Raw genomic sequence first — 12,604 nt, forward strand, 5'->3', positions numbered from 1 at the left:
GTAATTGTTTAATCCGGGCGGGTCCTAGTCCGGATACAGCTGAAACAACTAGCCAGTCAACCAGATTATCAGAAATTATTCACCTTTAAAGGTCAGGTTGGCTGGAGTAACCAATTTATCTTTTACTCTAACTGGGCGATCACTCATCATAATTAGGCCTAAGCTCGTTTTATCAAAGACTTTAAAAACCATAAGGTTACCGTGATAAACATCTGGTACTTTAAAGACTTTATCATCTGAAAAGTGAGCGACCACTTTGTCATATGATGAACGGTCAACGGCCCGAACAGGTTGTCCATCACTACCTATAACCACTTCCTCGCCATCACGGTAAATAGCAAAAACATGCCCAGGTTTAACGCCAGCATCTAACCCTTTATCAAGGTAAATGACTTCCAACTTACCCGCTTCACGGTTAGTACTTGCTGTGGCAATAACGCTCGCTGGTACGTCTAGTTCTGCTGCGGTGGGTGTAAAGTAAGCAGACATTAACGCTTCATCTTCAACAGGAACAACTGAATACCCCACCTCTGTTTCGCGTAAATTACTGAGTATCTGAACCTTTGAAATATCACCCTCTGCAGTCACACGGCCACTGGCGGTAAGAATGATCTCACGGCCAAGCAGTTCACCTGTTTGACTATCTAAAAGTTCACGCCCGTGCTCATAAATAGCGACCTTTTGACCCATTGGCATATTCGAATTGATATAGATAACATCATTAAGAATATGGTGTTTAGAAGGGCTTTCACCGCTTAATACCATTGGTTGAGCATCTAACCAAGCTTGCTCTACCACACGGTTTTGTACTAAATAAGGTTCAATTAGCGCCAAATCAATTGTCGGTATTGCACCATCTTTTGGTAGAACATACCCTTCGACGCCCTTCTTGATATGTTGTTTTCTAACCAAACGTGGCTGCCCATCGATAAATACCAAGGTAAGACGATCACCTGGATAAATTAAATGAGGATTAGCAATTTGTGGATTAACCCCCCACAATGTCGGCCAGCGCCATGGATCTTGGAGGAAATATCCCGATATATCCCAAAGCGTATCGCCTTTTTTAACGACATATGTGTCAGGATGTCCAGCTTTTAAAGTCAGTGTATCTGCATTTAATCCAAAGATATTCAATGTTATAAAAGCAAGTAGTAATATCCGTTTCATGGTGTTGTCCATGTTATTAAGCTCTTTAATTGAGCTTTTTACTGTTATTGAAGGTCCGTAAGGATTAAAATTATCCTATTTTCTATCGTCAGTATAGCTAACTAGCTAAATTTTGTCAGACTTGTTAAGAGTTTATATATGTCATTACTTAATGTTTTACGTTTTCCAGATGAGCGCTTACGCACTGTTGCCAAGCCTGTAAGCGATTTTGGCCCAGAACTACAAATACAAATCGATAACATGCTTGAAACAATGTACCACGAAAAAGGCATTGGTTTAGCAGCAACTCAAGTTGATTTTCATCAGCAGTTAATTGTGATGGATCTACAAGATGATATCGAACGTCCAACAATCTTTATTAATCCACAAATTATGGCCTCTAATGGTGACTTTGCTAACGAAGAGGGGTGTCTCTCTGTACCTGGGGTTTACGCTAAAGTAGACCGCGCCGAGCACATCACCTTAAAAGCGCTTAATCGCCATGGTGAAGAGTTCACCGTGGAAGCTGATGAACTGTTTGCGATTTGTATCCAGCATGAAATGGATCACCTACAAGGTAAACTTTTTGTGGATTACCTATCACCACTAAAACGCCAGCGCATCAAAACTAAGCTTGAGAAAGAAGCTCGTATCGCCGCTAAAGACGCATAGGACTGAATTTGAAACCGTTAAATATTATTTTTGCTGGTACGCCAGATTTTGCTGCGCGTCATTTACAGGCTCTTATCGCATCAGAGCATAATGTTTGTGCCGTTTACACTCAACCAGATAGACCGGCAGGGCGTGGGAAAAAGCTGACTTCAAGTCCAGTAAAGCAATTAGCGGTTGAACATGATATTCCCGTTTTTCAACCACCATCACTGCGTAATGAAGAGGCTCAGGCAGAACTTGCTACGCTAAAAGCAGATATTATGGTCGTGGTTGCTTATGGCCTTATTTTACCTAAAGTTGTGTTAGACATGCCGCGTTTGGGTTGTATCAATGTTCACGGTTCCATTTTGCCACGCTGGCGAGGTGCTGCACCCATTCAACGCGCATTATGGGCAGGTGACACCGAAACAGGTGTGACCATTATGCAAATGGACATTGGTTTAGATACCGGTGACATGCTACTCAAAACATCGCTGCCTATTGAAGATACAGATACTTCGGCAAGTCTATATGAAAAATTAGCTGCTCAAGGACCCGATGCCTTAATTGATGCCTTAGCAAAACTAAGCCAAGGTATGTTAACCGCAGAGAAACAAGATGAGTCTTTAGTTAATTACGCTGAAAAACTGTCAAAGGAAGAAGCTCAACTAAATTGGCATAAATCAGCCAAGCAGCTATGGCAGGAAGTACGTGCATTTAATCCTTGGCCTGTGAGTTATTTCGAACACCAACAAAGCAGCATTAAAGTGTGGCAAGTGCGTTATGACACAGCACCAAATAATGCTGAGCCAGGCACAATTACTCAAGCTGATAAACACGGTATTGTCATAGCAACCGCAGACGGCAGTTTAATTGTTGAGACGATGCAATTACCTAATAAAAAGCCCCTATCGGTCGCTGACATTCTTAATTCGCGTGCCGACTGGTTTAGTGTTGGTACCCAATTAAATTCAGAGGCTAACTAGCATGAATGTTCGTGCATTAGCCGCTAAAGCAATTTTTGACGTACTCGAAAAAGGCATATCATTATCGGTAGCCTTACCCGATAAACAGCAATACCTAGACAATAGCAAAGATAAAGCCTTAATGGCGGAGATTTGCTATGGCGTAATGCGTCAATTGCCTCAACTGGACAAATGCGTCAGCGACTGCCTAGATAAACCTTTTAAAGGTAAACAGCGCATTGTTTATCAGTTGTTACTGGTTGGCTGTTATCAACTTTACTTTACCCGTATACCTGCTCACGCAGCTATTTCAGAAACCGCTGAAGCTTGTAGGCAACTCAAGTTTGATGGCCTTGTAAAAGTAGTTAATGGCGTGCTGCGTAATATCCAGCGAAACAACACACCACTTAATACTGATGTCGACACCTTACGCTACAACACACCAGCTTGGTTTATTAAGCGATTACAGCAAGCTTATCCTGAGCGGTGGCAAGATATTATTGAGCAAAGCCACCAGCGCCCGCCTATGTGGTTGCGTAACAACCAACAATTACACAGTCGTGATGCTTATTTAGCTAAGTTAGCCCTGCACAATATTGATGCCAGCGAAGGTCCAAGTCCTGATGCGATTTTGCTCGACAGCCCAAAAGATGTAAATGCTCTACCTGACTTTATGGAAGGTGCCGCGTCGGTACAAGATGGCGCGGCGCAATGGGCAGCAACCTTGCTAGCACCGCAAAATGGCGAGCTAATATTAGATGCTTGTGCAGCCCCTGGCGGTAAAACGTGTCACATAATCGAACAAGCACCACAAGCAAACATTGTCGCGGTCGACTTTGATGAAAAGCGTTTAGTGCGAGTACAACAAAACCTCGACAGATTGAATTTAAAAGCGCAAGTTATTCATGGTGATGCGGCTAATATTGATTCATGGTGGCAAGGTGAAAAGTTTGATCGCATCTTACTCGATGCGCCATGCTCAGCAACCAGGGTTATTCGCCGTCATCCAGACATTAAATGGTTACGTAAAAACAAAGATATTGAAGAACTAGCCAGATTACAGCAGCAAATATTTGATCATTGCTGGCAATGGTTAAAACCTGGTGGCACATTACTTTATGCAACATGTTCAATTTTGCCCGAAGAAAATAGCCAACAAGTGGCACAATTTTTAGTACGCACACCCGATGCGCAATTAGTACCAATTAAACAACAACCAAACGCACAGGATATTGGCTGGCAGATCCTTCCAGGCCAAGACAATATGGATGGTTTCTACTACGCTCGTTTAGTTAAAGCACAGTAAGGATATTTGCAAGGTTATGAAAATTATTATCTTGGGCGCAGGACAAGTTGGCGGCACATTAGCAGAAAACTTAGTCGGCGAGAATAACGACATAACCCTCGTTGACAATGACCGAGCTAGGCTAAGAATCCTGCAGGATAAGTTTGATTTACGTGTGGTGGTCGGCCATGGTGCGCATCCTAGCGTATTAAAAGAAGCCGGCGCTGAAGATGCTGACATGCTAATTGCGGTCACCAACAGCGATGAATGTAACATGGCTGCTTGTCAGATTGCCTATTCATTATTTGGTACCCCAACTAAAATTGCTCGTATCCGATCAGAACCTTATTTAGATCTACGGGATAAGCTGTTTATTAACTCAGAAGTGAAGTCTGGTGACACCAAACCCCGTGGCGGTTTTATTATTGATGAACTCATCGCGCCAGAACAGTTAGTAACTGCTTACATACATCGTTTAGTGCAATACCCTGGTGCACTTCAAGTACTTGAATTTGCAGAAGGTAAGCTTAGCTTGGTTGCTGTTCGCGCCTATTATGGCGGTCCTTTAGTGGGTAATGCCCTAGCCACCTTACGTGAACATATGCCCAATATTGATACCCGGGTTGCGGCTATTTTCAGGCAAGGCAAAGCGATTATGCCCCGCGGCACCACCATTATTGAAGCCGATGATGAAGTATTTTTTGTTGCCGACACACGCCATATTCGTGCGGTAATGAGTGAAATGCAAAAGCTGGATAACTCATATCGCAACATTATGATTGCTGGCGGCGGTAATATTGGTTTTGGTTTAGCCAAGCGTTTACAAAAAAATCACTCGGTTAAGTTGATTGAGCATCGCCAAGAGCGAGCTGAAATGTTGTCAGAAAAACTAGAGAACACCACTGTCTTCTGTGGTGACGCATCAGATCAAGAGCTACTAACCGAAGAACATATCGACCAAACCGATGTATTTATTGCCGTCACCAATGATGATGAAGCTAATATTATGTCAGCGCTGCTTGCTAAGAGATTAGGTGCTAAGAAAGTCATGGTGCTCATTCAGCGTGAAGCCTATGTCGATATTGTCCAAGAAGCTAATATCGATATTGCGATTTCTCCACAACAAGCGACTATTTCAGCATTACTGACACATATTCGCCAAGGTGATATTTGTAACGTGTATTCATTACGCCGTGGCGCAGCGGAAGCCATTGAAGCAATAGCCCACGGTGACTCCAGCACATCTAAAGTGGTTGGCAAAAAAATCAGCGAAATCAAGCTTCCACCAGGCACCACCATAGGTGCAATTGTTCGCAATGATGAAGTACTGATGGGGCACGATAAAACCGTTATTGAACAAGGGGATCATGTAATCCTTTTCTTAGTAAATAAGAAGTTTATTGGCGATGTTGAAAAGCTGTTCCAACCGAGCGCATTTTTCTTTTAATCAAAAATGACAAATTACATTTATTAACAATAGCTTGTAACAAAAATATAGCGATAGCGACTGGTTAACGTTTAATTGGCTTAACCATTGCCACCCTATTACGAATATGTTCCGCATAACGTTTAACATCATCCCAATCGGTGTAATCTATAATACAGCACCAAAACTTTAGCCATGGCTAACCCTAATTGATGAAGAAAGGATGAGTGTGGCGAAAAAGTATTAAGATACCAATGAACAGATCACAAATTAGAATTAGCTCATATTATTAGTTCTGATAATTGAGATCTAAACACAGCACGAGTATGATTCGGATATCACTCGTATCCAAGGATCCTCCCATGCAGCAAGATATCGATATTTCATCGATGCTAGAAAACGCAGAAACAGCTGCAAAATGGCTGAAAGCGATAGCAAACCCTTATCGATTAATGATTTTGTGCTTATTGTTGGATAAAGAGCTCAGCGTAACTGAACTGAATGAGACAGTGCCACTAAGCCAATCTGCATTATCACAGCACTTAGCCGTATTACGCGCAGAAGACTTAGTTAACACTCGTAAGAGTTCGCAAGTGGTGTTTTATGCCTTAAAGAACGAGCAAGTGACTGAGGTTATTTCTATATTACATCGCCGTTATTGCGCCTAATATTGACCTCAGTTATCGACACATCTTCTTCTGTTAACTACATTATTCACCGTAGCCTAATGCCACAGACATTAAGGTTATTGAATTAAGCTTGTTGCACTATCTGAGCCGCAAATTCATCTACCTTATTCCAGTCGGTAAACTCAAACGTGGCAGATGTGTCTGTAGGACCTTTGGTCATCCACATAATAAAGCGGATCATAAATTTATCGACAACACCATACTTAGGGTAGTCAATCTTACCGGCAAACACGCCAGACAGCTGCGGTTGCCATTGTGATAACAGTATAAACTTTTGCATATAAGGGTTGGTTGCGGGGGTATTTTTTTCAGGTTTTCTCGCCACTACGTTAACCGTAAAAAAGCTGTTAGCTTTACTTTCAATCGCGGTCTTATTACTGGCAATAAAATCATATAGTGCGGGGCGATGCTTACCATAACGAATACTAGCGCCGATAGTAATCTGTTCGGCACTGTCAATATCGGCCTGAGAGACATGAACGACATCCTTTAACGTAACAACATGCCCTGATTGCTCTAGTTGATGCTTAATACGTTGGCAAATGGCAAGCGTTTGTCCATCCACAGTTGAGTAAACCAGTAAACTTTGCATTAATTTTTCCAAAATGTCGGCGTAAATAACACCAAAAGAGTAAACACTTCTAAACGACCAAATAGCATGGCAATCACCAATACCCACTTGGCACCATCGGTAATGCTGGCGTAGTTATTAGCAACATCACCTAATCCAGGACCAAGGTTATTCAAACTCGCAGCCGTTGCACTGAATGCGGTAATGGCATCCATATCCATTGCCATTAACACTACCATACAAATAACAAACACTAATGCATAGGCGGAGAAGAAGCCCCATACCGCATCAATAATACGGTCTGGCAATGCTGCGCCGCCAATACGGATAGAGTACATAGCTTTAGGATGAACTAAGCGCTTAAGCTCGCGCGACCCCTGTAATACCAACAGAATGAGTCGAATAACCTTCATCCCCCCACCTGTTGAACCTGCACAACCGCCTATAAAACTTGAAAATATCAGTAGTACTGGTAAAAATAACGGCCAGGTGTGAAAGCTTTCTGTGCCAAAGCCTGCAGTAGTCGATATCGAGACCACTTGGAAAAAAGCATAATCTAACGTTTGCTCAGCAGAGTCGTACACCCCTGAGTAATATAAAGTGCTAAAACAAATGGCTGTAAGCACCACTTGTACCGCAATTAACACCTTAAACTCGGCATCCTTGAAGTAAATTCTAAAGTTAATTCCCCGACGTGTGAATGCGGCAAAATGCACGCTAAAGTTAACCGCGGCAATCAGTAAAAATACCGCACAGATTATATTAATCGCCAGGCTATCGTAATAACCAATACTGGCATCTTTAGTCGAAAAGCCACCAATAGCGATAGTAGAAAATGCATGACAAATCGCGTCGAAAGCATTCATACCAGCAAAGTAAAATGCTGTGGCACAGGCAATGGTTAACATCAAATAAATGTACCATAACGCTTTCGCTGTTTCGGCAATTCTTGGGGTCATTTTGCTGTCTTTAACTGGCCAGGATCTCGGCTTTAAATAGCTGCATGCCACCAATACCCAGTAACGGTAAAATAGCCACGGCGAGTACGATGATACCCATGCCCCCCATCCACTGTAATAAATGGCGATAGAATAATACCGCCTTTGGCAAGTCATCCAAGCCGACAATAACTGTCGCGCCCGTAGTGGTCAGCGCAGAAAAAGATTCAAAAAAACTGTCAGTCCAACTTAAATCAGGCACTTTAGAGAAAATAAACGGCAATGTCCCTATTGACCCCAATACAGTCCAAAACAACACCACAATAAGGAAGCCTTCACGGGTCCGTAAGTCACTTTTATGTTTACGGTTAGGATACCAAAGTAAAAATCCTAGGAATAAGCTGACAAAAAATGCTTGAACAAAAGCAGTACCACCACCATCTTTATAAAACACCGCCACCAAAGCTGGCGGCAGCATAGTGATAGAGAACAAGGCCATTAGCAAACCTGTGATTCTTATAATTGTTTTATATTGCATTAAAGGCTTCTGTTAGTTCAAAGTCATAAAAAATATGAAAAATTAACGTTGTAAGACATTTTGGCATAAGTTCAGCCTAGCTCATACAGTAAACTTCACTTGAAGTGTCCCTTGGGTCATTGTGGCTAAGTGAGTATTAAAATCAGCTAAGGCGTCTTTTGCTAACTCGAATCTAATATCGACTTTATCACTGAACGCTTTCGCTAAAATAACGCCATCATGTAGAGCCACTAAATATTCAACATCGACTAGCTGCGCATAGCTGCATTCTAGCGTGATCGGGTAACGAATATACTTAGTCCGTAAACTTAACTGACTAATCCCCTGCTTTATGCCTGAACTATAAGCACGCATTAAACCGCCAACACCAAGCTTTGTACCACCAAAGTAACGTATGACAATTGCACCAATCTCACCTACATTGGCGCCTTGTAAGCTGGCTAACATAGGTCGTCCAGCGCTACCACCTGGTTCACCATCGTCACTGGAGCCAATATTAACCATCTCATTAGGCTCTCCCGCGATAAAGGCATAGCAATAGTGACTCGCCCCTGGATACTCTTGCTTCATGTTAGTAAGTGTTAACTTCATAACATCTTGATCTGGGCAATGAAATAGAAAAGAGATAAAGCGACTATGCTTTATCTCCTCTTCAATTAACAAATTGGAGTCAGGTATTGAATAACTCTCAGTCAAGACCTAACTCTCTTGTCATATTTTCATTTCGATCACTGTGCACAATCACATTATCTTCAATGCGAATACCACCAAAAGGTCGCATTACATCAACCGTTTGCCAATTAACTAACTGCTTAGCGTTGTCGCTTAAATCATTAAGCAAGGTATCGATAATATAAATACCGGGCTCAATCGTCAGTACCTGGTTGGCCGCTAAAGTACGAGTACAACGTAAAAAAGGATGATTGTCAGGCGCTGGTATATGAGTACCACGTTCATCATGGGAATACCCGCCCATATCATGCACCTGCAACCCGAGCATATGCCCTAGCCCATGAGGGAAAAATGCCCGCGTGACACCAGAATCAACCAGCGCAGCCACATCAGACTTTGCCAGCTCAAAGTCTATCAATAGCTGTGCAATTCGCTCATGGGTCATAACATGCAAGTCGGTATACTTCACCCAGGTTTCATTGCATCGACAATGGCAAGTTGCTGCTGACTTAATGCCGCGATAAGCTCAGAAAAACGATTTTTTTCAAATGCATAAGTACGAGTAATATCTGCAGCATACCCATGGTAACTTGCACCTGCATCAATAAGAAACGACAAACGCTGCTTTGGCTTTACGTGAGCTAAGGTCATGTAATGCAAAATAGCCGCATTTTGATTTAAGGCGATGATATTGCCGTAGGGCATTTCGTTTTCACCTTGATTGATTTCAGCTAAATATTGTTGCTGGATCTCAAACTCGCTTCCACCATTAAAAAATGCGCTTTTAGCTGCTTTGTGACCCTTTACGGCAATCTGGTTTGCACGACGTAAACACTCAAGTTCATATTGCGTTTTATCTGCGCGATGATAATGCAAGTAATTCATTACGGCATCGGGGTTACGGGACTTAAACTCTAATACATCGGCTACATCTAAATGTTCACCAATATAAGCCCAATTGCTCAAATCTTTCGGTAGAAACTCGGCAATTTTGTCAGCTTTAGTTAATAACTTAATCTCAAAATGTGCAGTCCAAAAAGCATCAGGTACATCACTCACCTTATGCCAAAAATCCACTGGACGATAAAATACTAATATTGGCTTATCAACCCCGTTGGCTATAATCCAACAGTTTGGGTTATCCAGAATAGGCAGCCATGCTTTGAAATGAGGATTGACCTTAAATGGATAATTCATATCATCTAAAAACTGACGATGGGGTTGTCCTGAATGAATAACGACACCTGCAAAATTCTCACGACGGCTGACTTCTGCAACCCGACGGTTTAACTCGGCAATATGCACATGATATAAGCTATCCAGCTGATCCATTTTTTGATTCCTATTCAGTAGTTGGCAAACACTCACAGTTTATCACAAAGGATAAAAATCACCTTAGTAGACAAAAATTAAACGGCCGTTTAAATTGGGTGTTGTAATTTATGTAATTTAGTCGCACACTGTTGTGTAACTGGTCAAATGATGGCCTATACTGCTGTGAAACAAGCTTGATAACTACACGATTATAAAGATGTTGAAATCGCTTTAAGCAATAAGGAAGCAAGCAATGATCTACCAAAGCCCTACCATTCAGGTCGAGTTACTTGAAGATAATATTGCCAAGCTGTGCTTTAACGCACCAGGCTCGGTAAACAAATTTGACAGAGAAACTCTAGCCTCTTTAGATGCTGCATTAGATAGCATCAAGCAAAACTCTGATATCAAAGCATTAATGCTTACCTCAGCCAAAGGCACATTTATTGTCGGTGCCGATATCACTGAGTTTTTAGAATTATTTAAGCAAGACGATGCCACACTGCTCGCGTGGGTTGAACAAGCTAATGCAGTATTCAATAAGCTTGAAGACTTACCTTTCCCTACCGTATCAGCTATTAACGGTTTTGCTTTAGGCGGTGGCTGTGAAACGGTTCTAGCAACTGACTTACGTGTTGCTGATACCAATGCACTTATCGGTTTACCTGAAACAAAATTAGGCCTAATTCCTGGCTTTGGTGGTACGGTTCGCCTACCTCGCGTAATCGGTGCTGACAATGCTTTAGAGTGGATCACATCAGGTAAAGAACAACGCCCTGACGATGCACTTAAAGTCGGTGCGATTGATGCGGTTGTGGCGCCAGAAAACCTACACACTGCTGCGATTCAAATGCTACATGATGCATTAGCGGGCAACCTAGATTGGCAAGCTCGTCGTAAGCAAAAGCAATCACCACTGTTACTGGGTAAGCTTGAAGCTATGATGTCGTTCACCACAGCCAAAGGCATGGTGTTCTCTATTGCCGGTAAACATTATCCAGCGCCAATGGCTGCTGTGAATGTTATCGAAAAAGCAGCAACGTTAGACCGTGCTGGTGCATTACAAGTTGAAGCTCAGGCGTTCATTAAGCTTGCTAAAACAGACGTTGCGACTGCACTGATTGGTATTTTCTTAAATGACCAGTTCGTTAAAGGCAAAGCCAAAAAAGCCAGTAAACTAGCCAAAGATGTTAACCAAGCAGCAGTATTGGGTGCAGGTATTATGGGCGGCGGTATTGCTTACCAAAGCGCCAGCAAAGGCACGCCAATTGTCATGAAAGACATTGCTCAACCTGCACTAGAGTTAGGCTTAAATGAAGCGGCTAAAATTCTGACAACTCAAGTTGCCCGCGGCCGCTCAACGCCAGAAAAAATGGCAAAAATACTAAACAACATTACACCGTCTCTAGATTATGCTTCTATCAAAAATAGCGACATCGTTGTAGAAGCGGTTGTTGAACATCCAAAAGTTAAGGCCACAGTACTGGCTGAAGTTGAAGGCTATGTATCAGAAGATGCCATTATTGCCTCCAACACTTCTACAATTTCCATTAATCTACTGGCGAAAAGCCTGAAGAAGCCTGAACGCTTCTGCGGTATGCATTTCTTTAACCCAGTGCACAAAATGCCATTAGTCGAAATTATTCGTGGTGAGCACAGTTCAGAAGAAACCATTGCATCTGTTGTGGCTTACGCCAGCAAAATGGGCAAAACTCCAATCGTTGTAAATGATTGCCCAGGCTTCTTTGTTAACCGCGTATTGTTCCCATACTTTGCAGGTTTTAGCGGTCTACTTGCTGATGGTGCTGACTTTGCCGCTGTCGATAAAGTGATGGAAAAACAGTTCGGCTGGCCAATGGGTCCAGCTTACTTACTTGACGTAGTCGGTTTAGATACCGGTCATCACGCACAAGCAGTAATGGCCGAAGGTTTCCCTGACCGCATGGGTAAAAATGGCAAAGATGCCATCGACATTATGTTCGAAAACAAGCGTCTAGGTCAGAAAAACACTAAAGGATTCTATGCCTACTCTGTTGACCGTCGTGGTAAGCCGAAAAAAGACGTTGACCAAACTAGCTATGAATTATTAGGCGCTGAATTTGGTGAACTAAAAGCATTTGAGTCAGATGACATCATCGCTCGCTGTATGATCCCAATGATCATCGAAACAGTTCGCTGTTTAGAAGAAGGTATTATTGCATCACCTGCTGAAGGCGATATGGGTCTAGTATACGGTATTGGTTTCCCACCATTCCGTGGCGGTGTATTCCGTTACTTAGACACCATGGGCGTAGCAAACTTTGTTGCCCTAGCAGACAAATACGCACATCTTGGTGGCTTATATCAAGTTACCGATGCCATGCGCGCACTTGCAGCCAACAACGGTAGTTACTACCAAGCCTAATT

General features: G+C 42.5%; 9 protein-coding genes and 2 pseudogenes. 6 read left to right on the top strand and 5 right to left on the bottom strand.

Going from position 1 to position 12,604, the window contains the following annotated elements; all coding sequences use genetic code 11:
* Positions 1 to 75: 75 nt before the first annotated feature.
* Positions 76 to 1,182 (bottom strand): LysM peptidoglycan-binding domain-containing protein, encoded by a 1,107-nt coding sequence (locus L0B17_RS01960; protein WP_235087193.1) that lies wholly within the window; start codon positions 1,180 to 1,182, stop codon positions 76 to 78.
* 126 nt (positions 1,183 to 1,308) lie between these two features.
* Between L0B17_RS01960 and def the strand changes: the two genes are divergently transcribed.
* The 5 genes from def to L0B17_RS01985 all read left to right on the top strand — a co-directional run bounded on the left by def (position 1,309) and on the right by L0B17_RS01985 (position 6,144).
* Complete coding sequence (def, locus tag L0B17_RS01965; protein ID WP_235087195.1) at positions 1,309 to 1,821, top strand: peptide deformylase; 513 nt, start codon at positions 1,309 to 1,311, stop codon at positions 1,819 to 1,821.
* 8 nt (positions 1,822 to 1,829) lie between these two features.
* Positions 1,830 to 2,786, top strand: a complete 957-nt coding sequence (fmt, locus tag L0B17_RS01970) for a methionyl-tRNA formyltransferase (protein WP_235087197.1) — start codon at positions 1,830 to 1,832, stop codon at positions 2,784 to 2,786.
* A gap of 1 nt (position 2,787) precedes the next feature.
* Positions 2,788 to 4,071 (top strand): 16S rRNA (cytosine(967)-C(5))-methyltransferase RsmB, encoded by a 1,284-nt coding sequence (gene rsmB, locus L0B17_RS01975; RefSeq protein WP_235087198.1) that lies wholly within the window; start codon positions 2,788 to 2,790, stop codon positions 4,069 to 4,071.
* Positions 4,072 to 4,087: 16 nt separating this feature from the next.
* Complete coding sequence (gene trkA / locus L0B17_RS01980) at positions 4,088 to 5,497, top strand: Trk system potassium transporter TrkA (protein ID WP_235087200.1); 1,410 nt, start codon at positions 4,088 to 4,090, stop codon at positions 5,495 to 5,497.
* A gap of 341 nt (positions 5,498 to 5,838) precedes the next feature.
* Positions 5,839 to 6,144 (top strand): ArsR/SmtB family transcription factor, encoded by a 306-nt coding sequence (locus tag L0B17_RS01985; protein WP_235087202.1) that lies wholly within the window; start codon positions 5,839 to 5,841, stop codon positions 6,142 to 6,144.
* A gap of 85 nt (positions 6,145 to 6,229) precedes the next feature.
* Here the strand turns inward: L0B17_RS01985 and hemG are convergent, their stop codons facing one another.
* The 4 genes and pseudogenes from hemG to pepQ all read right to left on the bottom strand — a co-directional run bounded on the left by hemG (position 6,230) and on the right by pepQ (position 10,216).
* A complete protein-coding gene (gene hemG, locus L0B17_RS01990) occupies positions 6,230 to 6,757 on the bottom strand; it encodes a menaquinone-dependent protoporphyrinogen IX dehydrogenase (protein ID WP_235087203.1) in 528 nt (175 codons plus the stop codon).
* Positions 6,757 to 8,212, bottom strand: a pseudogene (locus L0B17_RS01995) (TrkH family potassium uptake protein). Before L0B17_RS01995 ends, hemG begins: the two are co-directional and overlap by 1 nt.
* Positions 8,213 to 8,293: 81 nt before the next feature.
* Complete coding sequence (locus tag L0B17_RS02000) at positions 8,294 to 8,908, bottom strand: YigZ family protein (RefSeq protein WP_235087205.1); 615 nt, start codon at positions 8,906 to 8,908, stop codon at positions 8,294 to 8,296.
* A pseudogene (pepQ, locus tag L0B17_RS02005) lies at positions 8,901 to 10,216 on the bottom strand (Xaa-Pro dipeptidase). The gene L0B17_RS02000 and the pseudogene pepQ overlap by 8 nt, the downstream one beginning before the upstream one ends.
* A 235-nt stretch (positions 10,217 to 10,451) precedes the next feature.
* Between pepQ and fadB the strand changes: the two are divergent.
* Positions 10,452 to 12,602 carry a fatty acid oxidation complex subunit alpha FadB gene (fadB, locus tag L0B17_RS02010; RefSeq protein ID WP_235087207.1) on the top strand — a complete coding sequence of 717 codons (2,151 nt, stop codon included), beginning with the start codon at positions 10,452 to 10,454 and terminating at the stop codon, positions 12,600 to 12,602.
* The last annotated feature ends 2 nt before the right edge of the window (positions 12,603 to 12,604 follow it).

The sequence above is a fragment of the Shewanella sp. OMA3-2 genome (assembly GCF_021513195.1).
Classification (GTDB): domain Bacteria; phylum Pseudomonadota; class Gammaproteobacteria; order Enterobacterales; family Shewanellaceae; genus Shewanella.